Here is a 22,940-nt window from a genome sequence, read left to right as displayed (position 1 = left end):
TAATGATCGGGTTTATGCCACCGATGTTTTTGGTGGGCGTTGAGGAAAGCTACGTTCGAACACACCTTCAGCGATCCTGTTTTTGAGCATCTCAATGGAACCGCCAGCAATCATCCAGCCGCGGCAGCGTCGCAAGCAATACTCGACCAAAGATTCCATGCTGTACCCGGTTGCACCCATCGCCTGCAGTGCTTCGTTAGCCACCTCAAAGCCAACCTGGTTGCAGTAGGCCTTGGCAATTGCGGTGTCCATTGGTGATGGCAGGCCTTTATCGGCGTTGATCGCTGCGCGGTACAACAGAAGTTGTGCTGCATCAAGCTTGATTTTCATGTCGGCAAACTTCCATTGCAGACCTTGAAACTCACACAAGGGGCGCCCGAACTGCTCTCGCTGTAAAGCCCATTGACGCGCTTCTTCATAAGCGTAGCGACCTAGAGCGAGTGAACGGGCTGTGTTGCCAATGCGCTCCACATTAAAGCCCGATATTTGCTTTTTGAAGCCCCCTTCGCCCAAGATGACTTGGTCATCCGGAACAAAGGTGTTGTCAAAATAGATTTGCGTCCATTTCTCACCCGACATATAGGATACGGGCTTGCCGAACCGAACGCCCTCGGCTCGCGTATCAATCAGCACTGAGCCAATACCTTGAACGCCAGGACCAAAACGGCAATAAACGATCATGTAGGCAGCATGAGGAATATGAGTGTTAAACACCTTGGTTCCATTTAGCCGCCATCCGTTGCCATCACGAGTTACGTGGCTACGTAATTCAGTGACAGCCGAGCCAGCATCTGGCTCGGTCATGCCTACTGATATCAACGCGTCACCCGATAGCAATGGGGTAAGAAAGCGAGCCTTTTGATCGGCTGAGCCGTATTCCGCAAGCACACGGATAGCGCCAAAATTACCCGCTTGGACGACATCGGCGCTTCGAGGGCAAACGCTAGCCACGGTTTCAATGGCGATGACCGCATCCATCAATGTACCGCCGATGCCACCGTCTTTCTCTGCAACCGTAATGCCAAGCAACCCTTGTTCGGCCATCAACTTACTGACGTCCCAAGGGTACTCGTCTGAGTGCGCCCGTTCAAGCGCACCGGCTTGCAAATGCTTTTGAGCAAACCGGCGCACCGCGTCTTGAAACGCTTGCTGCTCAGTTGACAACGAAAACTCCATGATCGCTTATTCCTGCAAGTGATTAATCCAGTTTGACCTTGGCTTCGCGAGCGACTTCAGCCCATTTATCGAGCTCTGCATCGATAAATACTCGGAAATCCTCGGTTGAGCCGCCTACCGCAACTGCTGATCGCTTGTCGAATTCTGCGACGATGTTGGGCTGCTGCAGCACTTTTGCAGTCGCTGCAGAGATCTTGTCTACAATGGGCTGAGGAGTGCCAGCTGGGACGAAGATGCCGTTCCAGGAGGTCACATAGAAATCATCGACGCCGGCTTCCTTCATGGTTGGCAGGTCAGGCAGCTGTGCCAAGCGTGTCTCCGATGCAATGGCCAGTGGGCGAACCTTGCCAGCTTTGATCTGTGGAATAGCTGCGGTGGCGGTTTTAAAGCCACCGGTAACCACACCTGCTAACACGTCGTTCATAGCTGGTCCAGCTCCCTTGTAAGGCACGTGCAGCGTGTCAATGCCAGCGCGGATATCAAGCAATTCGGCTGCCATGTGTGGCGAGCCGCCGGCGCCAGAAGATGCCATCGTCACTTTTCCTGGGTTGGCTTTTGCGTATTCGATGAACTCCTTGACCGTTGTCACCGGCACCTCGGGATTAACCACTAAGATACTGGGCGACGCCATGGTCTGGATGACTGGTATGAAGTCTTTCTTGGTGTCGTACTGCAGGTTTGACCGAATGGCTGGACTAATCGTCTGCGCGATAGTGCCCATGAATAATGTGTATCCATCCGGGGCAGCGCGTGCTGCTTCGCCAGCGGCGATGTTCGAACCCGCACCTGGCTTGTTCTGCACGACAACCGGTTGCCCCAATTGTTTTTCCAGTTCGCTGGCCAACAAGCGGGCAATGATGTCGGTTGCGCCACCTGGCGAGAAGCCAACGAGCAGTGTCACTGGCTTATCTGGGTAGTTATCTGCCTGGGCTTGTGCACCTGTTGTAAAAAGCGTTGCAGTCGCAATCGCGGTGGCTGCTAGCAAGCTCTTGGGTAACTTATTCAGCATGGCTATTATCTCCCTAACCTTTTGTTGTGAGTAATAACCCAGTTTCTCAACTGAGTATGCCGCTAACCTTATCACTGCGGCTTGCCAATAGGAAGCAAACCCTTGTCTTTAAGTTTTTTTGTTTTTAAGAGCTAGTTTTGCTTTTTGATAGAAGGTTTTGACCGTGATTTGGACGGGTGCAGCGTTCGTGGGAACAACGACGTTTAGTACCGTAAAAAGGGTGTGTCGGCGTGATAAGGTTTTACCCTGATACGGTTAGCTATCTTTGCTGTGGGACTGCAGCAGAAGGCTGCCTTAGTAAGCAACATTGCTTTTTCAGCGAGTCACCATGACATCGAACCAGCGTAATTCAGCACTTTCCGAAGCTCTATTTAATCCGGCCCGGGTCGCACTGATCGGAGTTTCATCTAACCCAAAGAAAAATACAGCCAGGCCACTGCGTTTCTCCCGCCAACACGGGTGCGAGGTGGTGTTATATCCAATTAACCATTCTCAATCAGAGGTTTTGGGTGAGCAGGCTTGGTCCTCCGTTAACACCTGTCCAACACCTGTCGATCATGCATTTGTGATGGTTAGTAGTGACTTGATCATGGGGCAGTTGGAGGCATGCGCTCAGGCAGGTGTCAAAGTAGTGACTGTCTACAGTGATGGTTTCGGCGAGGCGGGTCCGGAAGGCCAACAAAAACAAAATGAGTTGCTCGCCAAAGCTCGCGAGCTTGGGCTCAGAGTCATTGGGCCCAACAGCATCGGCTTGGCTAATTTACAAACCGGTTTGATCATGTCGGTGAATGCTGTTTTCGAGGCGCCCGATCTAATAGCTGGATCGGTGAGTCTGGTTTCGCAAAGTGGATCCATGATGGGGTCGTTGCTATCGCGTGCAGCTGCTCGGGGCTTGGGTTTCGCCAAAACGATTTCGGTTGGTAATGAGAGCGATGTATCCGTGGGTGAGATAGTCGACGTGCTAGTTGACGATGATTCAACCAAGGTCATTTTGCTATTTCTTGAGACTATTCGCGACGCACCTTGTTTGGCAAGCGCTTTAGCGCGGGCAAGGGCAGCTGGTAAACCGGTGATTGCATACAAACTCGGACGATCGGAGCAGGGTGATGCGTTGGCACAGTCGCACACCGGCGCCTTGGCGGGTAATGACAAGGCTGTTGACGCATTCCTCAAGGCACACGGGGTATTGCGTGTGCGTCAGCTGGAAACACTATTTGAAATTATTCCACTAGCCACCACATACCGGCGACCTATCGTGTCTGGCAACCGTTCTGTTCGGGTGGCTGTGATTACCACCACCGGTGGCGGTGCAGCGACTGTTGTTGACAATCTTGGTCTTGAATCGGTTGAGGCGGTAGCTCCACCGCAATCTTTTATCGATCACATGCAAGCGCGAGGCTTAAATCTGCGCCCAGTCCCAGTGATGGATCTTACCTTAGCAGGCACCAGCGAGCAGTATCAAGACTTATTGGAGCAGCTGCTCGAATGTGATTGGTGTGATGCAGTCTTAAGTGTCGTGGGGTCATCGGCGCAATTTCATCCTGAACTCGCGGTTAAACCGATAACGCGGGCCCGAAAATCTGAACAGAAGCCATTGGTCGTGTTTTTAGCGCCAGAGGCCCTGGCTTCACTGCAAGTGCTTCAACAGGCCGGTATTGCAGCATTCAGGACACCGGAGTCATGTGCGCAGGCACTGGCATTATTTTTTGAACCGCCGCATCAGCCGCCACCAGAGCGAAAATCAGTTGTATGGCCAGTCGGTTTGCCGAGCAAAGGCACTTTGTCTGAATATCAATCAGGGCAAGTATTTGCGTCATTGGGGGTTAAGTTGGCACCCCAGATGCTAGTCCAGCATGCCGATGAGGTGACGCTGGATTATCCAGTGGTGGCTAAGATTTCATCGGCCGATATTCTGCACAAAACCGAAGTCAACGGCGTCAAGGTGGGTTTAGCTGACGCCAATGCATTAGCCAATGCCATGACAGAGATTGCCAACAGTGTGCGCGAGTTCAAACCCAATGCAAAGCTTGATGGCTATTTGGTACAAACGATGCAACCAAAGTTAATCGAGTTATTGTTAGGTTACCGTCGTGATCCGTTAGTTGGACCGACAGTTCTTCTTGGCGCAGGTGGTGTGGCTGCTGAGCTGATGCCCGATGTCAGTATTCGACTTGCGCCAGTGACACTGGAGCAGGCTTGGCAGATGATTGAGGAGGTCACTGTTACGCAAGTGGTAAGAGGCTATCGCAATTTGCCACGTGGCGATTGTCAGGCATTGGCTCAAACTATCGTCGCGTTTTCTCAGCTTGCTTGTTACGACGAACCTAGCATTTCAGAGGCAGAGATCAATCCTTTGTTTGTTCAAAACGACGGAGTGGTCGCAGTCGATGGCTTGGTCTCATTGGTCGAGTCGTAGAATTTTTTCGAACTGAATTGGCAGAGTCAAGATGACCATCGTCACAAAAAAAATCGCCGTTATTGGCGTGGGCCATATGGGTCACGGGATCGCATTCAATATCCTGAAAAGCGGGTTCGATCTCATGTTCCTCGACCATCCGGGTAACCAGCCCGTTGATGACTTGCTGGACATGGGTGCAACCGCTCAAAAAGATGTCAAAGCCTTGGGTTACTGGGCTGACATTATCATTCTGTGCGTGACCGGTAGCCCCCAAGTTGAAGATGTGCTTTACCAGCAAGGCTTGCTTGATTCGCTAACACCAGCAAAGGTTCTTATTGATTGCTCTACGGCGATTCCCTCGTCGACCCTGCGAATTGCTAAGGACGTGCACGCCAAGGGGGTCAGTTTCATGGATGCACCCATGACCCGAACCCCAAAAGAAGCTGCTCAGGGGCGCCTGAATCTTATTGTCGGTGCCCCAGTTGATTTATTCGAAACGGTCAAGCCGCTGCTACAGAGCTTTGCTGAGAACATTACCCACGCGGGGGAGGTCGGTGCAGGCCACCAAATGAAGTTGATTCACAACTTCGTTTCGCTTGGATTCGCTGGGATCTTTTCCGAGGCTGCTGCTAGCGCTAAGGTTGCTGGTATCAAACCAGAGGTGTTTTTGGAGATTCTAGGAAAAGGTGGAGGTGCCGGTGTGGTGTTTGACCGTTTGCAACCTTATCTGTTGTCTGGCGACGTTAGTGGCTTTCAATTTTCGTTGTCAAACGCCCGAAAAGATCTTAGCTATTACGACACCATGGCTACTGAGTCAGGTGCTAAGCATGATCTGGCTAGCGCCATGCGTAAATTCTACGAAGATGGTGCAAATCAGGACGAGGCCGCACCGATGCCGCAAATCATCGATATGTTGATTAAAGCAGCGGCTAAATAGCGCCGATGTGCCCAGTGAGTCAGTTGCCGAACAAATCTTTGAGGTTTTTGATCGCAGTTGCTTGATCACGGGACTTTACAGGTGTGACTTGCGGGTATTCCTCAGCAATTCGATCCTCAAAATAAGTTGCGGGATTGGATGCCTTGCATAACCGATCAAAGATTTCCCTTGGCACAGGTCGATACGCTGTGATGGTCTTGTTGTCCCAGGTGATTTGCAAGTGACGCTCTTTTGCCGCGTAAGTGATCTCTCGTATACGTCCCGAAGGGAAGTGTTTCTTATCCATGATTCATCACGATCGTTTGCGTAATTGGGTGCTCGTCTATCTGCCTCAAAGCCGTTGACCCTGTTCCCCACATGATCCCTAAATACATTGAAAGGTACTCATGTGCAAACCCGTCGAGATGTTGATAAGAACGATGTTCGACTGCAAGGGCGTGACACGGAAACTGGGTAACCCATAAGATCTTTTGTCAGTGTATACGCACGTGACCTCCGGTTAATCCCTTATGCGAAGTAGGGGTTATGGTGTTTCAGGGAACTTACGCAGAGTCTTGGTTGACTCACGGAAACCATATACAAAGGCAACACCCAATGTTTTGATTGAGGAGTCACCACATGCACTGTCCCGTTTGCAAGGACCCACAACTGGTCATGACCGAGCGCCAGGGTATCGAGATCGATTACTGTCCGCAATGTCGTGGCGTTTGGCTGGACCGGGGAGAGCTTGACAAACTGATCGAGAAATCGGTCACTGCCAATGCCATCCCAAATGCTCAAAGCGCTCAACCAGCCCATGACCCACGACAGGATTATCGCCACGATAGTCGCCAAGACCAACGGTATGAGAGACAGCCGTACTATCGCAAAAAACAAAAGTCCTGGTTGAGCGAGTTTTTTGACTGATCAGTGATTAACGGACTAGGCTTGACCTAAAAAACCGCTAAAAAATCGCTCAGTATTGACTGTCATGCTAGCCAAGTCATAGCCGCCTTCCTGAATAATTACGGTGGGCAGATTTAGCTCATGTACTAGCTTGCCAAGTCTTTGAAAGCCATCAGTCGTGACCTTTACTTTTGACTGCGGATCATTTTCGTAGATATCAAAACCATGGGAAAACACGAGCGCATCAGGGTGAAACCGCTTGATGGCTTGGATGGCTTTGGCAACTTGCTGAAAAAAGAAAGACTCATCTGAACCGTGCGGCATGGGTAAGTTGACGTTGAAACCTCGGCCTGGACCTTGGCCAATCTCGTCTTCAAATCCCGTGACGACCGGGTAGAAGTTGGTGGGGTCACCGTGGACTGACACATACATCACATCATCACGTTGATAGAAAATTTCCTGAATGCCTTGGCCATGGTGCATATCAGTATCTAGGATTGCAATTTTTTTAAATTTGGTTTTAAGTAACTCGGCTGCCACTGCTGCGTGGTTGATGTAACAAAATCCGCCTGCAGCGTCATAACGCGCGTGATGCCCTGGAGGACGGCATAGTGCGTAGGCTTTTGATTCACCACTCAATATGTCGCTAGCTGCGGCTATCGCGGATTGGGCCGCCCAATAAGACGATTGCCACGTATGTTCGCCAATCGGGCAACTGCCATCAGCAAGGTAACGTGCTGCCTGGCCCAGTATGCCGCGTAATGGGTTGGGATGGCGAACAAAAATGTTTGACATGACCTCATCGCCCCAATCCTCAGGGATTTCTTTCCATTGTTGGTGGGCGGATCGCAAAAACTCGATGTAGTTGGCATCATGCACCGCGGTAATGGGGCTCATGCCATGATCTGATGGCGTATGAACTGTAAGTCCCAAGTTTTTAAGGCCTTGCAAGATACCATCCACACGCGTAGGCACCTCTTGTGGCGCACGCATTTGCCCCCGAGAAAAGTAAGTTTGCGGATGGTGTAGCTTCTGGTCTGGATGGTAAAAGGTTTTCATGGGGTCAGAGCAGCTCGTCTAGTTTGGCCAGAAACAAGTCACGGCCGTGGTGTACTTTATCTTGCCAATGCTCGCCAGCATTGTCGTCAGTATCGTCAGTGATGTATTTGAAAGAACGCCAAGCAAGGCCTTTTCGATGACAAACCAGTGCCAGTGCAAACAGCTCCATATCAACAACACTCACATTTTGTTGAGTTAGCCAGGGATCCGTGGCTGTTACAAAACTGTCCCCAGTGGCGCAGCGAACTCCTTGGAAGCCGGAGCCAAGAAGGACGGGTGTGTCATCAAACGGCGTATGGCCACGTGGAGCGAGTGGTTCTGCAATCATGTCTCGTTGTAAAACATCTGCGATCTCTACGAGACCTTCGACTGACTTGTCTAGTCTTCCGGCAGTACCAAAATTAATCACGATTGAAGGCTGATGATAGGCAAGAGCCTCTATTAGAGATAGCCCCGCATTGAGTTTTCCTAGCCCCGTGAATACAACTGGAATGTCATGGGGTATGGGTTGATGAGCGAACTCTTGCGGCAAAGCCGTGACGATCAGAGGCTTATTCATTGGTTCGGTATACGGCTCTTTCTAGGATGATGTTGCGTACGCCACCACGGATATCATCTACATCACCGCGGTAGCGCGGCATGACATGAATGTGAACGTGCGGGACTGTCTGACCGGCCAGTGGCCCGTTGTTCACGCCAATGTTGTAGTCGTCTGGTTTGAACTCAGCATCAATGGCTTCTTTGGCGCGCCTAAGCAATTGCATGAGCGCTAGCGTTTCTTCGTCAGTTAGTTCAAAGCAAGAAGAGACATGGCGTTTTGGAATGAGAAGTGTATGCCCTGGATTGACAGGAAATATGTCGCGCACTGCGAAGGCGAGCTCATTCTCGTCGATGAGGCTGGTGGCGGGTAACGAACAGAAGATGCAGGTGTTGGAGGTTGTCATGTCGAGTCTCGTGCATTTGAAGGTAAATAATCTATCAAATTATCCGCATTACTACCCGGCGCATTAAAAGTTCCTTGTATTTTGTGTATTTGAATCTTGCGGCCATTCGTAAGCTAAGAATATCCCAATCTAAACGGACGGTTTTAGATATTTCGCGACTGATATTCAGTCTTGCAAGCACTTGTCATTGATGCGATGATCAGTCACGTTTCAGGTTGAAAGCAAACGAAGATTTGTAAGTGGAACGACCGGCACTAGCGTCGTATTGCCAAAAACCCGTGACCCAATATCTAGTGAAGAGGGAAACAGTTCGGTTTGGTGTCATGGATTTAATCAATCGTCATACATAGTCGATAGGAGACAGCATGGATAAGAAAAGACGTTCCCTGAACAAAGCGTTTATCGCGGCACCTTTACTCGCATCGTTACCCTTGTCGAGTGCGCTAGCGCAACAAACAACGTGGCCCAATGGAAATATCAAGCTGATTGTTCCATTCGGTGCAGGCGGGTCAGTTGATCGTTTTTCGCGTGGTCTTGCCTCTCACTGGGAAAAGACGCTTGGTGGCTCAGCCATCGTGGTTGAAAACCGTGGCGGTGCTGGCGGGATGCTCGGAGCCCGAACTTTTATGGGTGCTCCCAAGGACGGAACGGTCTTGTTTGCCGGTATTCAACCAACTTTAAGCATGAATATCGTTGCACAAGACGCTGACTTCACGCTAGATGATTTTGTGTTCGTCAATATCGAACAGCGCGACTTTTCCTCAATCACAGTTCGTGCTGACTCAAAATACAAAACCATTCAGGATTTGGTGAATGATATCCGTGCCAACCCAGGCAAGATCAAAATCTCAATGGTGCCCGGTTCAGGTACGTACCTTTTTGGGCTCGCCTTTGTTAAAGGGCTCAATCTTGATGTCAATATCGTGACATTCAACGGTGGTGGGGCTCAGCGCACTGATTTGCTTGGAGGTCACAGTGATGCCATGATCGCATCTGCCTATGGCGATATGGTGCTTGGTGACAAGGTTCGCGTTTTGGCGGTGTCATCACTAGAAACCTTCCCCGGCTGGCCGAATGCCGTACCAATCACCAAGGCGTATCCGGAGCTAAAAATCCCAGCGATTGGAGACAATCGTTTTATAGCCGTCTCTCGTGAGTTTGCTGAAACTAATCCGAAGGCATTTGAGGCGTTAGTTCAGAGTTATCAAAAGGCATTCAATAGCCCGGAGTATCAGGACTACATTACCAAGCAGGGGTCCATACTAATCTCCGCTTATCGTGGGCCAGAGCAGTCAAAGCAGCTCGTACAAGAACTTCATGATGTTGTTGTGGAGTTTAAAGATACGCTCAAGGGAAGCTAATAAGGCATCAGGGCTGAGCATAACCCCGCCAGATCATTGATCTGGTGGGGATATCACTGCGGGGTGGGGGAGTTATGACTTGGGTCCAGGCACTCAATAAGGTCAAATATGAGTTGCTGATGTTGCTTGTTCTAGTGGGCTACGCAACTCAGTACTACCTTGAAATCTACAGTATTTCATCAAAGCGGATTAATTTATTGTTGGTAGAGCCCGTGTATTGGGCACTCATGCTTTGTGCAGTTGCATTGATCACACAAAAAGTAAGGGCCGCCAAATCGTCAGAACAGATTGGCTTGTCAAATCAAGAGGCAGGGCAACCGAATAGTGCTCGCAGGCAGTTCTATCGGGATGCATTCGTATTCAGTGTGTTGACGTTGATCTACGCTTTAGCGCTTGATCGTATCGGATTTGTCGTTTCTTCGTTTTTATATCTTGCATTGCTTACCTATTCGTTGGGTGCCAGAAAGATTTGGCTGACGATTGCCCTACCGGCCGCCGTGGTTGGGTTTATATACGTCAGTATGTCAATCTTTCTGCGCTTTTCTTTGCCCGAGGGCATCTTAATTTAGGGCTGCACGTGAAGGAAATCTATGTCTGAACTGACTTCGCTATGGGCTGGTATTGGATTGCTGGCAGACTGGCAAGTCATCTTGATGATGATCTTGGGACTTTTGTTCGGGATTGTCACTGGAGCCATCCCCGGCTTTAGCACCCCTTTAGCCATTAGCGTCATGTTGCCGGTCACCTTTGGCATGGATTCTTTGCAGGCAATTGTTTTTCTAACCTGCATATACGCCGGCGGAAATTTTGGCAGTTCCATATCGGCCATTCTTATTAATATCCCCGGTTCTCCACAGGCTATCGTAACGGGGCTAGATGGTTATCCTATGACACAACAAGGCAGGGGCAGTGAAGCCTTGGGGGTCGCCGTTGCAGCATCCGCGATCGGCAATTTGTTGGGGGCGATCTTTTTGATATTGATATTGCCGCTACTTGTTAAGTTCGCACTCAGTTTCGGACCGCCAGAACTTTTTCTCGTGGGCGTCATAGGCTTAACTATCATTGCTAGTTTGCACAAAAGTTTTTTAAAGGCGGCAATTGCTGGATTGTTCGGCGTCTTGATCGGAACAATCGGTATGACAGACACAGGTGCTATGCGTGGTACCTGGGGCTTTTATGAATTACTGGATGGTGTGCCATTAATACCAGCCTTAATTGGTTTGATAGGTTTTTCTGAATTGTTCATGATGCTGCAGCGCACCTATGTGGCTGGCGACAGTGCCGCAGACTCAGGCACTGAAAAATCAAAAAATCTAAAGCAGCTGCTGCGTGGTTTCGTCACAACCTTGAGACATCCAATCACTTTGTTACGCGCCAGTACGATCGGGGTACTCATCGGTGGCTTACCTGGGGCAGGCGCGACGGTCGCCAGCGTGGTTAGCTACAACGAAGGCCGTCGTTACTCTAAAAACTCAGCCAATTTCGGCAAGGGCGAACCAGAGGGTGTTATCAACTCGGAGGCTGCGAACAATGCCTCTGAGGGTGGTGCCTTGGCATTGCTGTTATCGCTGGGTATTCCGGGGGGGCTCGCTACGGCTGTATTGATCGGTGGCTTCATGTTGCAAGGGCTTGTGCCAGGGCCACGGCTATTTATGGACAATCCAGCCTTGATGTATGGCGTGATGACCTCACAGGTATTTGCATCGTTCATGTTGTTATTCTTTGGCCTGGTCGTCTCGTTTTACGCTGCCAAGATTATTCGCGTGCCTACCATGGTGCTAATACCCCTAATTGCATTGTTTTCTATTGTTGGAACATATGCCGTCAAGCTACTGATGTTCGATGTCTACATCATGCTCGTGTTTGCTGTTGTGGGGGTGGTGCTGCGTAAATTCGATTACCCATTGATCGCAGTGATCCTAGGCTTGATTCTCGGGCCGATTCTTGATGATCAGCTGATGCGGACCTACCAAGGCTCTGGTGGACTTTCGATATCGATTTTTCTTGAGCGGCCTATGAGTCTGTTGTTGTTAGCAATTCTTGCGCTCAGTTTATTGCCACTGGTAGTTCGTTTGGCGAAAGAGCATAAAAAACGTGCTGGGCAGACAAAGGTCGAGCAACATTAAATATCTGTCAGCGCATAAGGGGGATTGTTGTGAAATCAGTACTCGATACATTAGCGCCTAATCAGCCCAGAGCTTGGAAGCCGGCAGATTTGGTAGCTGATCAAAGTTGGTCGAGATCCTTGACTGAATTAGAACGAACCGGTCTATTACATGGATTACGATCCTTCAAGGCCAGCCAGATAGCACTTGAAGACGCTACCGGCGAGGACTTCGAGTTTAAAAACATTGACGGTTTGATTCGTGATGTGAATGAACAGTTGATGCGCCGTTTTGGTTTAGTCGTGCTCAAGAACTTTCCAAACGAGGGTTTGTTTGAGGATGACATCAAGGCCATGTACTGGGGATTCGTGAATCATCTTGGCGTCTTGCGGCCGCAAGGCAAGAATAGTGCGTTGATGAACCACGTGAAAAATATGGGAGGTGTTTATCGCGCGGCCGGAGGTCGTGGTTACAACACAAACGCAGAGCTTGATTTTCATGTCGACTTTGCTGATTACGTTGGATTGTTATGTATCCAAGATGCTAAGTCCGGTGGTATCAGTAGAATTTGCTCGTCTCGCACGATCTTTTCCGATCTATATGAGCAAATGCCTGAGTTGGCACAGGCGTTGATGGAACCCCTCTACTACTCCCGGCAGGATGAACAAGCCTCGGACGAGTTGCCCTATTATCGAACGCCAGTTGTTGCGATTGAGCAAGGCTGGTTTAGTTGTCGTTTCACGCGTAACCATATTCGCTACGCTAGCCGACATGAAGGTGCTACCGCGCCGACTGAGTTGCAAGATAAAGCCATGGACTGGATTGATGCTGCAGCCCAGTCGAATGAATACACGTTCGAGATGCGACTTGAGCCTGGTGATTTGCAGATCTTGAATAATCATGTGTGCTTGCATTCGCGCACCGCCTACGAGGATTATGAAGAGCCTGAGCGCAAACGCAGCCTGTTGCGTGCCTGGATTGCCATACCGAACGGTCAGCCTTTATCACCGGAAATGAAACATGCGTTTCATGATCACCGGGCCGGTGCCGTTCGCGGTGGTATCAAGGGGCAAATGTTTGATGAGCGCAAGCTGTCTTACACTCGTCGAGCCGCAAAATTTCACAAAATGTTGTTCGATTGATATGGCCAAGACGCTCTATGACAAGCTTTGGGCTGCTCATGTCATCGACAATCGTAGCGATGGTAGTGATCTTTTGTTCGTCGATCGTCACTATGTGCATGATGCTTGCTTTCAGGGGTTTGATTTCTTACATGAAGCGAATTTGCAGATCAGGCGACCTGATCTGACTTTTGGTATGGAGGATCACTACATCGCAACCCGCCCTGCTTCGGTGCAATCGGAACGAGTCCTTCAGTTGGGCGGAATATTGAAACAAAATGCTGAAAGACACGGCTTTACAAGTTACGGCGCGGGCACCGACTACCAAGGGATCGTTCATGTCGTTGGTCCGGAGCTCGGATTATCTTTGCCTGGTTCGCTAGTGGTATGCGGTGATAGTCATACAGCCACACATGGCGCATTCGGCTGTTTGGCGTTTGGTGTCGGCGCGTCAGAAATCGCGCACGTACTTGGTACTCAGGCGATTTGGCAGAAGAAATCTAAGTCGATGCGGATCAGAGTAGACGGCTCTCTCACGGATGGAGTGGTGGCTAAGGATCTGATTCTTCATGTGATTGGACTCATTGGCGCGCGCGGTGGAACTGGTCACGTCATTGAATATGCGGGATCCACCATTGAGGGCTTGTCCGTTGAGGCCCGAATGACGATTTGCAATATGTCTATTGAGGCGGGTGCGAAGGCTGGCATGATTGCGCCTGATCAGAGAATTTTTGATTACTTGCGTAGCCGGCGTTACGCACCTGAAGGTGACCTGTTTGATCAGGCGGTCGTCCAATGGATGGCACTGCGTTCAGACGAAATCGCTGTTTTCAATCGAGAAGTTGAAATTCGCGCAAAGGAAGTTGAGCCAACTATTACCTGGGGCACTTCGCCAGAAACATCGTTGGGTGTGTCAGGTTATGTACCAAAGCTGGAGGAACTCGACGCTGACCTGAGAGCAAAATATCTACCCATGATGGAGTACATGGGATTAGATTCTGGAATGCGTTTACAGGACTTGAAAGTCGACCAGGTTTTTATCGGATCCTGCACCAACAGCCGCATTGAGGACCTACGGATAGCAGCTTCGATAGCGCGCAAAGGCAAAGCCAGGGTGCCAACACTTGTCGTGCCAGGCTCGGTTCAGGTCCAGCAACAGGCACAGGCGGAGGGCTTGGATCAGATTTTCATAGAGGCAGGGTTTGAATGGGCGAAGCCGGGATGCTCCATGTGTGTTGCGATGAATGGCGATAGTGTGGCAGGTGGTAAACGCTGTGTCTCAACTTCAAATCGAAATTTTATGGGGAGGCAGGGAAAGGGCAGTCGAACCCATCTGGCAAGCCCACTGACGGCTGCAGCTACCGCGTTGACCGGTCGAATTACCGATGTGAGGCAGTGGTTATGAAGCGCTTCGAACCAGTCAGTGTCGTCTGCGGTCCTTGCATCATTCTGAATCGAGACCACATTGATACCGACCAGATCATTCCAGCTAGATTTTTATCTCGTACGCGTAGAGAAGGGTTCGCAGGATTGTTGTTTCACGATTTCTTGACTAGTGAGCAACAGCAGCAAGGTCACGCATCCTTCTCTGAGCAAATCCATGATTCGATAAATAATCAAAAGGTGCTAATCGCTGGTGAAAATTTCGGTTGTGGCTCATCACGTGAGCACGCTGTTTGGGCATTGTTAGATAATGGATTCAGAGCGGTAATTGCAAAAAGCTTCGGCGATATTTTTTATGGCAATGCAATCAATAACGGGCTGCTGCTGGCCAAATTAGAGGAGAATTGGCCAGACTTACGGAATGATGTCGAGAAGTCGAATACCGTCGAGATCAATTTGATGCATCGGACGATTGCAACGGGCTCTGGTCGCTTTTATCCATTTCAGATCGATGAGTTTTTTAAGAATATGCTCTCAGATGGGGCTCAGGAGATGGATATGACGCTTAGCCTAGTCGACAAAATCCAGGCTTTCGAGCAATGGCAATTTAAAACCAGCCCTTGGCTGCAGAGCCCTAAAGCATTCATTTCAAAAAAGGAGTCATGAAGATGAACCGCAAAGCTATCGCCGCCAAAGTCCGCAATGAAGAATTGATTGTTGCCCCCGGCGTTTATGACTTGATTTCAGCCAAAATGGCTGATCGTATGGGCTTTGATGCGCTATATGTGACCGGTTATGGGCTGGTAGCCTCGTATCTTGGATTGCCCGATGCAGGGCTTGCTACATACACCGACATGCTTGACCGCGTGTCCCGTATCTGTGCGATGACAAAAACTCCGGTGATTGCTGATGCGGATACAGGATATGGTGGTCTTTTGAATGTTGCGCATACCATAAAAGGTTATGAAAGAGCTGGGGTTGCCGCAATTCAGATTGAGGACCAACAGTTTCCCAAGAAGTGTGGTCATACTCCCAATCGTCCTGTCATTGCCAAAGAGGATATGGTTAAAAAAATTAAAGTCGCTTGCGATGCTAGAACAGATGAGGATTTTCTCATTATTGCGCGTACAGACGCCAGAGCGGGCCTCGGGTTGCAAGAGGCCATTGAGCGAGCCGCAGCTTATGGAGAGGCGGGTGCAGATGTGTTGTTTGTCGAGGCGCCTGAGTCAGTCGAAGAGATGAAAAAAGTGTGTCAATCGCTAGGGAAGCCTTTATTGGCGAACATGGTCACAGGTGGCAAGACACCGGTGTTGCCTGGCAAAGAACTCAAAGAGATAGGGTACACCATCGTTATTCACCCAGCTGCAGGATTTCTTTCTTGTGCGGCTGGTTTGGATAGGGCCTACCATGATTTGCAGCAACATGGCACGGTTACTGAAGCCACGCCGATGTACTCATTTTCTGAATTTACCAACATGATAGGTTTTCCTGAGGTTTGGGCATTTGAAAAGCGATATGCTGAGGACTGAGTTACCTATCTGACGGTGTTGATACCTCACGAGTCAGTGGCAGCCTTGGGACTGTAGTTCTTCGGTGGAAACGTTCCCACTACGTTCCAATCATTGTTTTTTTGGATTAGCGCACGTTGACACTTCGGACAAATCCTATCGCCATTTGATCTCTTGAAATCCGAACTAAGGCCAACGTACGCACACAGAAAGTGATGAATCAGTGCGCGTTTTTTTACGCCACTCTCGTGGCTTATTGCCTTATTACTGCTCACGCCAAAGTCCCAAGGAGGTCATGACGTCCACATAAAGCTCTACGGCTTGGTCCATAAAACGCCAATAGTTATACCGGACCTCCACATCGGTCATGTAGGCGGGGTAAGCCTCCTCAGGCGCTAGCTCTATGCGTACAAGCTGCCCTGACCGTACACGAGAGAATACTGTCGCTCCCTCCTGGGTTTGTTCGGAAATTGAGTAGACTTCTTTGATAGTCGCACGCATGACTCGATTGCCGTCTAGTACGTAAACCGGAGCACCTGCCTGAGGCTGTATTAGCCGATCGGCAGCCAAAATCCATTGCACATAGAGCTTGGTTGGGTCGTAAATTTCAACAATTGATGTTCCAGCCGTTACGCTCTGCCCTGGGTTGGCCGTGTGATTTGCCACAACGCCATCTATGGGTGCTAGTTGTTTGCCCTCATTAAATGCGTTGTCTACAAGCCTCTTTACTTCTTCTATGTCGTTCTTGGCCTTGTGAACGGCTGCAATTTGCTTGCTTGTTTCTGATATTTCAGCCTCGATTCGCGCCAATTCGGCGTTAGCTTGGGCGCACTCACGCAAGACTTGCCCCCGAAACACCGAGGTTACCTGTTCCGGATTTTGCTCAATGACAGCGGAGCATTCCTCGGCAGCCGAGACTCTGGTTTGGGCTGATTCGAGGCTGCTTGTGGCTACAAGCAACCGGATGCGCAGATCAGCTTCTTTGTTAATTTGTTCAGCAATGCTACTCAGTAAGTCAGCGCGTAAGCCGTCTATTTCGGGCGAACGCACGGTTGCGACGACTTGTCCCTCTTTGACCTTAGTGCCAGATTTGACAGATAGATCGACGATACGAGCTGTATAGGGGGTAGACACTACGTAGTAGGGCGCTACCACTGAACCGGCGCTTTGTGTGTAAATCAGTGGCTTAATGATTTGCCAGCCGAGAAATAAGCCCAGGAAGATAACAATCGATCCGTAGACCAGGCGTAAAAATCTGCCCGCGGTGGCACGTCGACTCAGAACTGGATCAGGTAGTTGTTGAGTTTTCTCAGTCACGTGCTGTGTCTCCATATAGAGCTAAACGCACTTGTCGAGGGACTAGCGGATCGTTGTGTGATCGAGCCAGTAGAATTTCGTCACTGATGCCAACGAGTCTTACCAATCGCAAAATCACGCCTTGATATATCGGCATAAGCGGTAGAACCAAAACATCTAACAATCCTACCCGACGTTTGGTGATGATCATTGCCAACACAATATTTAGAGCGTATAGCCAGAAAAGTGCGATGTAAAGCGCAGTCAAAATGTCAATCATGCTTGTGCCGTAGTCAACCCACAGCATGACTAAATAGAATGGAAAAATAATGGTTGGCAGTAGTTCCAGCAAAATGTAGTCGAATCGCTGCAGTGATCCAGACAAAGGCTCTCCTGCCTTGAAAAAAGAGAGTTCCCTGTACATCAAAAGCCGAATCGCTATCGCGTCGCCATCCCAGCGCAAACGCTGTTTGAATAGACTCCCGATGGTGGAGGGGACAGATGTTTCAGCCAAAGCAGAGTCGACGAATCTGATCTTGTAGCCGGCATGCCTGAGCCTCAATGTAATTTCCAAATCTTCACCAGGACCGACATTCATGCCACCTACCAACCGGTAGGCATCCGCCCGGAACATGCTGAAAGCCCCACTGCAGCAACTCATGGCATTGAGCTGATTCAAGAAACCGCGTCCGATGGTGATTGCCAGCATGTACTCTAGTGATTGCAAAGCGGTCAACGGGTTGCGGTTGAGATTACCTACCAAAAGGTTTCCAGAAGCGGCTGCTACTGATGTGTCCTCAAATGCACAAGCTAGACGCAGGCAGGCGTCTGGGTCTAGGCTGGTGTCATGATCAACCACGAGCAGTAACTCGCCGGTAGCTAAATAGGCGGCGTGATTGATGGCGGCACTTTTTCCTGCCCGGTGAGAGTGGCGCAACAGGCGAAGGTTGGCGTGTTCTTGAGATAAGGCCTCCAAAAAATCACAGCTACCATCTGAAGATCCATCGTCGACCACGATGATTTCATGGAGTGTTGTTTTTTGTCGGATCAGGCTGTGGACAGTGTTACGTAAGTCGGCTCCGCCGTTGTATGAGGGAATAATCGCTGTCACACTTTTGTTTGATCTCAAATGTTGTGTCGGCCTGAAGATTTTGGTGATGCCCAGTGCAAAAATTGCTAGCGTGTAGCGCGGAATCTCAAGCGCGATCACCAAGATCGCGGTTAAAAAAGGGTGTTCCAAAAAAAGAACAACAACGATTGCGATGGCCTCTAGCAGCAATGTGAGTTCCCCAAGGAAATGACAGCAACGAAAGATTTATAGATTGTCAATCTGACACGGAAGTAAGCTTGCCTAAAGCATCACTGAATTGTGACCGAATTGCAAGAACTGAATTCCTAGGTATTTAGGATGCAGTCAGGCGGTGAAGATCAAGCATTCTCAAGCTACCTTCCTGTAAAGTTCGAGTAGACCCATCACGTAATCACCGTCAATATGCAAAAAATGGTCGCACTCAAGCCTGGCGTTTCCCGATGGGAGGTGTTTGGCTGGGCCCTGTACGATTTTGCTAATTCAGGCTACACCACCGTTGTACTGACGGCTGTGTTTTCGGCCTACTTTGTCAGCGCCGTAGTCGGCGATGCCACTTTAGGCACGCTCTGGTGGACATGGGCGCTTAGTCTTTCACACCTGATTGTGATGTTGACAGTGCCATTGATTGGGGCACGAAGTGATAAGTTTCAACGTCGTCGCGGGCTACTTGCCATGACCACGGTAGGTTGTGTGTTAACGACAGCGGGACTATCAATGGTCGGCCCGGGTGCAGTCGGGCTTGCGATCGTTCTATTGATCTTGTCAAACGTGTTTTTTAGCTGGGGTGAGTCATTGATCTCAAGTTATTTGCCTTCGCTGGCTAGGCCCGAGTCTATGGGTAAGGTGAGCGGTTGGGGTTGGGGGTTAGGTTACATCGGTGGCATGTTAACCCTGGGTGTTTGTCTTTGGTATGTGTTGAAAGCCCAATCGTTAGGTCAAACTGCAGCTGACTTTGTGCCTGTGACCATGTTGATTACCGCTGCAATCTTTGCGCTGGCGGCTGGATTGTCAATAGGCCTGCTTCGTGATCGTCCCGGGCAGAGTGGGGAGGTGTCGCCTGCTTGGCAGCGGTTACAAAAAACTTGGCAGCATGCCCGACAGTTTCAGGATTTTGTATGGCTTCTAGGTTGCACGGTGGCCTATATGGCTGGCGTTGCAGTAGCGATTGCGCTGGCAGCTATTTACGCACAGCAAGTGATTGGTTTCAGTGAAAGCGAGATCATGATCTTGATTTTTGTTCTAAATATTGCTGCGGTGGTTGGTGCGCTGACCTTGGGCTATGCTCAAGACTGGTTTGGTCATCGGCTTGCACTTGCATTCACGCTCTTGGGATGGGTCGCCACCTGCTTAATTGCTGCTTCAGTCACAACGAAGGGTGGTTTTTGGGTGGCAGGGGTGATTGCAGGTCTTTGTATGGGTGCCAGCCAATCAGTCGGTCGCGCGATGGTTGGGTTGCTCGCACCGGCGAGTCGTTTGGGTGAGTTTTATGGGTTATGGACATTAGCCACTCGCCTGGCAAGCATTTTGGGTCCGTTAGTTTATGGGCTCTTGACATGGGCCAGCCTTGGCAACCAGCGCCTAGCGATGGCGGCAACTGCTCTGTTCTTTTTGATGGGCTTGTTGTTGTTGTTGCCGATCAACATGCTGCGCGGGAAAACGGTGGCGCAACAAAAAAATTGATCTGTATCAGGCAGGCATTCACAGTAACAATCTATAACAGGGGCTCAAGAACCTTTTTGGAGTCCCATAATGACCGACTATAAAACCCTGGCCTCACATATCGGTGCCAAGCTTAAAACCTTTCGTACTCACATCCCGGAGACCATGAAGGGCTTCTCACAGATGGCCGGTGCAACGCATGCCGATGGGGCACTGACTGCTAAAAACAAAGAGCTCATGGCCATGGCTATTGCGATAGCGATGCGCTGCCAAGGTTGTCTTGCTTTCCATGCGCAGGCATGCCGCAAAATGGGTGTGACTCAGGAAGAGTTCAATGAAATGTTGCAAGTCGCAATCTATATGGGTGGTGGGCCATCTGTCATGACAGCTGCTGAAGCGCAGATTGCCTTTGACGAATTCGCGGCTTAACGTTTGACGGAACACGCAAGCTAGCGTTACCGCTTGACAGGTTCTGTTGTGGGATGTTGATGACGAGGCTAGCGCCTGACTTGATCGGTTGAGTTTGTAGGTTAGCGGGAAATTTGGGCTATTTAGCTAACCTTAAGCAAATCGCCAACTTCAACCCCCAGACGCGTGGGTTTGTGCAGCAATTCGATTAGCACCATAGCTCGGCTTTCACCATCATCCATTTGGTAAACGGCCTCCAGTCCCTTGAAAGGCCCATTTTTGATGCGCACAATGTCGCCAGTTTGGTACTGGACAAGTGGTGACTCCGCGAGCGCGGCCTCTTGGTCCCTGAGCAATTGGATGAGTTCTGGGCTGACTCGCGCTGGTTCTGAACTGAATGCGACCAATTTACTAACACCCAAGGTAGAACGTATTGGGGCCCAGCTTCTGCCTGAAAGGGTAGTATCAAGTTCGATAAACAGATAACGCGAGAATAGAGGTTCTCTCACCATCTCGAAAGACTTGCCCTTGACGCGCTTTTTAGGAATTGTCGGTAAGAAGCAGTCATAGCCCTGGCGCTCGAGATTTGTGAGCGCTCGGGTTTCCTGTTTGGGCTTAGTGTGAACAACAAACCATTGCATGACGGCATTTTATAGGCGAATTGGATTAAAACGGCCAGCAGGAAGCCCCAAGGTAAAAAATTATTTAGCCTGAGTTAGCACTGTTGTGGTGTTAGTTAAGCTATCAACAGTCCGGTGCCGGATCGCTGCCATTATCAGGTTGATATGGCTGGTTGTACTAGCGGCGGACAAATTGGCCGATCCCCAAGTTTCGCTAACCTTTGCCCCTCGTTAAAACCCATGAGAGATGAGGGAAAGAGAGTATTTCTTTGGGTCACATAATGCTAATCTCTGGCTCTGGTATTTTTCACCGAGGATGTGAAACATGATTCAATTCAATCGGTTAGGTAAAACTGTCTTTCATACGGCTTGTCTGACTGTTGTGATGCTGGCGAGCACTGGCGTGATGGCACAAGGCTTGCCATCGGGCACATTTGCCACGGTCAACGGCCAGCCGCTAAGTGACGCGCTGCTTGATGTCAACGTACGCGCTAACGTCGCCCGGGGTCAGGCCGATACGCCACAGCTGCGTCAGGCGCTGCAGAACGAGCTTATTGGTCGGGAGGTGCTAGCTCAGGAAGCACAAAAGCTCAAACTCGAGCAAAGCGCTGATGCTCAGGCCCAATGGCAGCAAATGGAACAAAACTTTTTGGCGAATTTGCTGCTAAATCACTATGCAGCCAACAACCCAGTTACCCAAGACCAGATCAAGGCCGAATATCAAGAGTTCTTAGATGAGGTCAAAGGTCAGAAGCAGTACAAGTTGAGTCTGATTGTCGTGCCAACCCAGGAGCGAGCCCGTCAGATCATTGCCGCGTTGAATAAAGATAAGAACCCGGCCAAGCTATTTGCTGATATCGCGGCCGCTGAATCGACGGATCCAAGCAAAGATCAGCAAGGTGCGCTAGAGTGGCTGCTGCCACAACAAATGGTGCCAGCCGTTGGTAATGTGGTGGTTAATCTTGGCAAGGGGCAAATAACTGCTGCGCCTTTGCAAACGCGCATGGGCTGGAACGTCGTGCGTGTTGACGATATTCGTGATTACACTCCACCAGCCATTGGCGAGATCGAGAATCAATTGCGTCAAGCCGCTGCCCAGCAGCAGCTATCGAACTATATCCAGTCTTTGCAAGAGAAGGCGAAGATTGTTCGGTAGAGATTCCCGGCACGATTGAATCCATTCTTGATTGCTTAGGGTAAAAAAGGGCGCTGATAGCGCCCTTTTAGTTTTATAGGTTGTACGATTTAGCGTCCCATTGAATAGAACTCTTCGTTCGGACGCATTTCTGAAGCGCTTGCCAGCCTGTTACTCATCGCAAAGAAAGCGCTGATGCTGGCAATATCCCACAAGTCTTCATCGGAGAGGCCAGCCTGTTTTGCGGTATCACGATCTGCCTCGGTGACCTCAGATGATTGACGCGATACTTTCATCGCGTAATCCAGGATTGCTCTCTCGCGCGGTGTGATGTCAGCCTGGCGATAGTTCGTAGCGACTTGATCGGCAATCAGAGGGTTTTTTGCGCGGATGCGTAAGATAGCGCCATGCGCGACCACGCAGTATTGACAGTGGTTAGCTCCTGAAGTGGCCACTACGATCATCTCGCGCTCGGCTTTGGTCAGGCCGCTATCACCCTCCATCAACGCATCGTGGTAGGCCATGAATGCTCGAAATTCAGCAGGGCGTCTAGCTAGAACGCGCATGACATTTGGAATGAAACCCGCCTTTTGTTCGATGGTCCGCAGGCGTTCAGAAATGTCATCGGGCAAAGCGGCAAGCTCTGGGATACTAAAGCACGCGATGGATGTTTGGGGCGTTTTCATGTCAGACCTCGTTTTATTCGAAAATATTGAAGTGAAATCTTGATGTCCAAGCATAGCTTTAATCCAGAGGGCAGTGTATTTTCCAATTCGCTCAGACGTTATTGCTTCATACGATACGATTGTCGATACTGATGCAGCCGGCAGTGATTGGGGAGTCTTT

The 22,940-nt window shown here is 49.9% G+C and carries 24 protein-coding genes; 13 read left to right on the top strand and 11 right to left on the bottom strand.

Annotation, left to right across the window (positions count from 1 at the left end; translation table 11 throughout):
- Window positions 1–12: 12 nt before the first annotated feature.
- Entirely contained in the window at window positions 13–1,176 is a 1,164-nt protein-coding gene (locus DHf2319_RS10970) for an acyl-CoA dehydrogenase family protein (RefSeq protein WP_243478391.1), read from the bottom strand.
- A gap of 22 nt (window positions 1,177–1,198) precedes the next feature.
- Complete coding sequence (locus tag DHf2319_RS10965; RefSeq protein ID WP_243478390.1) at window positions 1,199–2,185, bottom strand: Bug family tripartite tricarboxylate transporter substrate binding protein; 987 nt, start codon at window positions 2,183–2,185, stop codon at window positions 1,199–1,201.
- A 328-nt stretch (window positions 2,186–2,513) separates the two neighbouring features.
- Here DHf2319_RS10965 and DHf2319_RS10960 point away from each other — a divergent pair, with 328 nt between their 5' ends.
- Together DHf2319_RS10960 and DHf2319_RS10955 are read left to right on the top strand one after the other, a co-directional pair.
- Window positions 2,514–4,601: an acetate--CoA ligase family protein gene (locus DHf2319_RS10960; RefSeq protein WP_243478389.1), complete on the top strand. Its 2,088-nt coding sequence runs from the start codon at window positions 2,514–2,516 to the stop codon at window positions 4,599–4,601.
- Window positions 4,602–4,632: 31 nt separating this feature from the next.
- Window positions 4,633–5,520, top strand: a complete 888-nt coding sequence (locus tag DHf2319_RS10955) for an NAD(P)-dependent oxidoreductase (RefSeq protein ID WP_243478388.1) — start codon at window positions 4,633–4,635, stop codon at window positions 5,518–5,520.
- Window positions 5,521–5,539: 19 nt separating this feature from the next.
- Here DHf2319_RS10955 and DHf2319_RS10950 read toward each other — a convergent pair whose 3' ends face one another.
- Window positions 5,540–5,806, bottom strand: coding sequence for a KTSC domain-containing protein (locus tag DHf2319_RS10950; protein WP_243478387.1), 267 nt, complete (start codon window positions 5,804–5,806; stop codon window positions 5,540–5,542).
- A 332-nt stretch (window positions 5,807–6,138) separates the two neighbouring features.
- Between DHf2319_RS10950 and DHf2319_RS10945 the strand changes: the two genes are divergently transcribed.
- Entirely contained in the window at window positions 6,139–6,426 is a 288-nt protein-coding gene (locus DHf2319_RS10945) for a TFIIB-type zinc ribbon-containing protein (protein WP_243478386.1), read from the top strand.
- Window positions 6,427–6,441: 15 nt separating this feature from the next.
- Here DHf2319_RS10945 and DHf2319_RS10940 read toward each other — a convergent pair whose 3' ends face one another.
- From DHf2319_RS10940 to DHf2319_RS10930, 3 genes are read right to left on the bottom strand one after another with little or no spacing between them, the layout of a single operon-like run.
- On the bottom strand, window positions 6,442–7,464 hold the full coding sequence (locus DHf2319_RS10940) for a histone deacetylase family protein (protein ID WP_243478385.1): 1,023 nt from the start codon (window positions 7,462–7,464) through the stop codon (window positions 6,442–6,444).
- A 4-nt stretch (window positions 7,465–7,468) separates the two neighbouring features.
- Window positions 7,469–8,023 (bottom strand): phosphorylase family protein, encoded by a 555-nt coding sequence (locus tag DHf2319_RS10935; RefSeq protein ID WP_243478384.1) that lies wholly within the window; start codon window positions 8,021–8,023, stop codon window positions 7,469–7,471.
- Window positions 8,016–8,408, bottom strand: coding sequence for an HIT family protein (locus tag DHf2319_RS10930; RefSeq protein ID WP_243478383.1), 393 nt, complete (start codon window positions 8,406–8,408; stop codon window positions 8,016–8,018). Before DHf2319_RS10930 ends, DHf2319_RS10935 begins: the two co-directional genes overlap by 8 nt.
- Before the next feature lie 365 nt (window positions 8,409–8,773).
- Between DHf2319_RS10930 and DHf2319_RS10925 the strand changes: the two genes are divergently transcribed.
- From DHf2319_RS10925 to DHf2319_RS10895, 7 genes are all read left to right on the top strand, one after another.
- On the top strand, window positions 8,774–9,769 hold the full coding sequence (locus DHf2319_RS10925) for a Bug family tripartite tricarboxylate transporter substrate binding protein (RefSeq protein ID WP_243478382.1): 996 nt from the start codon (window positions 8,774–8,776) through the stop codon (window positions 9,767–9,769).
- 74 nt (window positions 9,770–9,843) lie between these two features.
- The gene (locus DHf2319_RS10920) at window positions 9,844–10,338 is read left to right on the top strand and encodes a tripartite tricarboxylate transporter TctB family protein (protein ID WP_243478381.1); all 495 of its coding nucleotides are present in this window, start codon (window positions 9,844–9,846) and stop codon (window positions 10,336–10,338) included.
- Window positions 10,339–10,359: 21 nt separating this feature from the next.
- Window positions 10,360–11,895 carry a tripartite tricarboxylate transporter permease gene (locus tag DHf2319_RS10915; RefSeq protein ID WP_243478380.1) on the top strand — a complete coding sequence of 512 codons (1,536 nt, stop codon included), beginning with the start codon at window positions 10,360–10,362 and terminating at the stop codon, window positions 11,893–11,895.
- Between the two features lie 119 nt (window positions 11,896–12,014).
- Window positions 12,015–13,016 carry a TauD/TfdA family dioxygenase gene (locus DHf2319_RS10910; RefSeq protein WP_243478379.1) on the top strand — a complete coding sequence of 334 codons (1,002 nt, stop codon included), beginning with the start codon at window positions 12,015–12,017 and terminating at the stop codon, window positions 13,014–13,016.
- 1 nt (window position 13,017) lies between these two features.
- On the top strand, window positions 13,018–14,400 hold the full coding sequence (gene leuC, locus DHf2319_RS10905; RefSeq protein ID WP_243478378.1) for a 3-isopropylmalate dehydratase large subunit: 1,383 nt from the start codon (window positions 13,018–13,020) through the stop codon (window positions 14,398–14,400).
- Window positions 14,397–15,044 carry a 3-isopropylmalate dehydratase small subunit gene (leuD, locus tag DHf2319_RS10900; RefSeq protein ID WP_243478377.1) on the top strand — a complete coding sequence of 216 codons (648 nt, stop codon included), beginning with the start codon at window positions 14,397–14,399 and terminating at the stop codon, window positions 15,042–15,044. The genes leuC and leuD overlap by 4 nt, the downstream gene beginning before the upstream one ends.
- Window positions 15,045–15,046: 2 nt before the next feature.
- Complete coding sequence (locus tag DHf2319_RS10895) at window positions 15,047–15,907, top strand: isocitrate lyase/PEP mutase family protein (protein WP_369810190.1); 861 nt, start codon at window positions 15,047–15,049, stop codon at window positions 15,905–15,907.
- A 26-nt stretch (window positions 15,908–15,933) separates the two neighbouring features.
- Here the strand turns inward: DHf2319_RS10895 and DHf2319_RS13205 are convergent, their stop codons facing one another.
- Genes DHf2319_RS13205 through DHf2319_RS10885 form a run of 3 tightly spaced genes read right to left on the bottom strand, consistent with a single transcriptional unit; the run spans window position 15,934 to window position 18,422 of the window.
- Window positions 15,934–16,161: a TackOD1 domain-containing metal-binding protein gene (locus DHf2319_RS13205; protein ID WP_369810189.1), complete on the bottom strand. Its 228-nt coding sequence runs from the start codon at window positions 16,159–16,161 to the stop codon at window positions 15,934–15,936.
- Entirely contained in the window at window positions 16,151–17,203 is a 1,053-nt protein-coding gene (locus tag DHf2319_RS10890) for an HlyD family secretion protein (protein ID WP_243478375.1), read from the bottom strand. The genes DHf2319_RS13205 and DHf2319_RS10890 overlap by 11 nt, the downstream gene beginning before the upstream one ends.
- The gene (locus DHf2319_RS10885; RefSeq protein WP_243478374.1) at window positions 17,196–18,422 is read right to left on the bottom strand and encodes a glycosyltransferase family 2 protein; all 1,227 of its coding nucleotides are present in this window, start codon (window positions 18,420–18,422) and stop codon (window positions 17,196–17,198) included. The genes DHf2319_RS10890 and DHf2319_RS10885 overlap by 8 nt, the downstream gene beginning before the upstream one ends.
- Before the next feature lie 252 nt (window positions 18,423–18,674).
- Here DHf2319_RS10885 and DHf2319_RS10880 point away from each other — a divergent pair, with 252 nt between their 5' ends.
- Window positions 18,675–19,952, top strand: coding sequence for an MFS transporter (locus DHf2319_RS10880; RefSeq protein ID WP_243478373.1), 1,278 nt, complete (start codon window positions 18,675–18,677; stop codon window positions 19,950–19,952).
- 69 nt (window positions 19,953–20,021) lie between these two features.
- Window positions 20,022–20,360, top strand: coding sequence for a carboxymuconolactone decarboxylase family protein (locus DHf2319_RS10875; protein WP_243478372.1), 339 nt, complete (start codon window positions 20,022–20,024; stop codon window positions 20,358–20,360).
- Between the two features lie 122 nt (window positions 20,361–20,482).
- On the opposite strand, the gene rfaH is transcribed toward DHf2319_RS10875, so the two are convergent.
- Window positions 20,483–20,980, bottom strand: coding sequence for a transcription/translation regulatory transformer protein RfaH (gene rfaH / locus DHf2319_RS10870; protein WP_243478371.1), 498 nt, complete (start codon window positions 20,978–20,980; stop codon window positions 20,483–20,485).
- A 304-nt stretch (window positions 20,981–21,284) separates the two neighbouring features.
- Between rfaH and DHf2319_RS10865 the strand changes: the two genes are divergently transcribed.
- Window positions 21,285–22,115 carry a peptidylprolyl isomerase gene (locus tag DHf2319_RS10865; RefSeq protein WP_243478370.1) on the top strand — a complete coding sequence of 277 codons (831 nt, stop codon included), beginning with the start codon at window positions 21,285–21,287 and terminating at the stop codon, window positions 22,113–22,115.
- 89 nt (window positions 22,116–22,204) lie between these two features.
- Here DHf2319_RS10865 and DHf2319_RS10860 read toward each other — a convergent pair whose 3' ends face one another.
- On the bottom strand, window positions 22,205–22,780 hold the full coding sequence (locus tag DHf2319_RS10860; protein ID WP_243478369.1) for a peroxidase-related enzyme: 576 nt from the start codon (window positions 22,778–22,780) through the stop codon (window positions 22,205–22,207).
- Window positions 22,781–22,940 lie beyond the last annotated feature (160 nt).

Source organism: Orrella daihaiensis (assembly GCF_022811525.1).
In the GTDB taxonomy this organism is placed as follows: Bacteria; Pseudomonadota; Gammaproteobacteria; order Burkholderiales; family Burkholderiaceae_B; genus Algicoccus; species Algicoccus daihaiensis.
Note: the sequence above shows the minus strand (reverse complement) of the source record. Positions and strands in the feature narration are given on the sequence as shown.

Excerpts from the sequence above, each read along its gene's own strand:
- DHf2319_RS10955 (WP_243478388.1), top strand. The coding sequence starts at position 4,633 with ATGACCATCGTCACAAAAAAAATCGCCGTTATTGGCGTGGGCCATATG.
- DHf2319_RS10895 (WP_369810190.1), top strand. The coding sequence starts at position 15,047 with ATGAACCGCAAAGCTATCGCCGCCAAAGTCCGCAATGAAGAATTGATT.
- DHf2319_RS10860 (WP_243478369.1), bottom strand. The coding sequence starts at position 22,780 with ATGAAAACGCCCCAAACATCCATCGCGTGCTTTAGTATCCCAGAGCTT.
- DHf2319_RS10925 (WP_243478382.1), top strand. The coding sequence starts at position 8,774 with ATGGATAAGAAAAGACGTTCCCTGAACAAAGCGTTTATCGCGGCACCT.
- DHf2319_RS10930 (WP_243478383.1), bottom strand. The coding sequence starts at position 8,408 with ATGACAACCTCCAACACCTGCATCTTCTGTTCGTTACCCGCCACCAGC.
- DHf2319_RS10935 (WP_243478384.1), bottom strand. The coding sequence starts at position 8,023 with ATGAATAAGCCTCTGATCGTCACGGCTTTGCCGCAAGAGTTCGCTCAT.
- DHf2319_RS10965 (WP_243478390.1), bottom strand. The coding sequence starts at position 2,185 with ATGCTGAATAAGTTACCCAAGAGCTTGCTAGCAGCCACCGCGATTGCG.
- DHf2319_RS10920 (WP_243478381.1), top strand. The coding sequence starts at position 9,844 with ATGACTTGGGTCCAGGCACTCAATAAGGTCAAATATGAGTTGCTGATG.
- DHf2319_RS10865 (WP_243478370.1), top strand. The coding sequence starts at position 21,285 with ATGATTCAATTCAATCGGTTAGGTAAAACTGTCTTTCATACGGCTTGT.
- DHf2319_RS10940 (WP_243478385.1), bottom strand. The coding sequence starts at position 7,464 with ATGAAAACCTTTTACCATCCAGACCAGAAGCTACACCATCCGCAAACT.
- DHf2319_RS10950 (WP_243478387.1), bottom strand. The coding sequence starts at position 5,806 with ATGGATAAGAAACACTTCCCTTCGGGACGTATACGAGAGATCACTTAC.
- leuD (WP_243478377.1), top strand. The coding sequence starts at position 14,397 with ATGAAGCGCTTCGAACCAGTCAGTGTCGTCTGCGGTCCTTGCATCATT.
- DHf2319_RS10945 (WP_243478386.1), top strand. The coding sequence starts at position 6,139 with ATGCACTGTCCCGTTTGCAAGGACCCACAACTGGTCATGACCGAGCGC.
- leuC (WP_243478378.1), top strand. The coding sequence starts at position 13,018 with ATGGCCAAGACGCTCTATGACAAGCTTTGGGCTGCTCATGTCATCGAC.
- rfaH (WP_243478371.1), bottom strand. The coding sequence starts at position 20,980 with ATGCAATGGTTTGTTGTTCACACTAAGCCCAAACAGGAAACCCGAGCG.
- DHf2319_RS10915 (WP_243478380.1), top strand. The coding sequence starts at position 10,360 with ATGTCTGAACTGACTTCGCTATGGGCTGGTATTGGATTGCTGGCAGAC.
- DHf2319_RS10970 (WP_243478391.1), bottom strand. The coding sequence starts at position 1,176 with ATGGAGTTTTCGTTGTCAACTGAGCAGCAAGCGTTTCAAGACGCGGTG.
- DHf2319_RS10960 (WP_243478389.1), top strand. The coding sequence starts at position 2,514 with ATGACATCGAACCAGCGTAATTCAGCACTTTCCGAAGCTCTATTTAAT.
- DHf2319_RS10880 (WP_243478373.1), top strand. The coding sequence starts at position 18,675 with ATGCAAAAAATGGTCGCACTCAAGCCTGGCGTTTCCCGATGGGAGGTG.
- DHf2319_RS10875 (WP_243478372.1), top strand. The coding sequence starts at position 20,022 with ATGACCGACTATAAAACCCTGGCCTCACATATCGGTGCCAAGCTTAAA.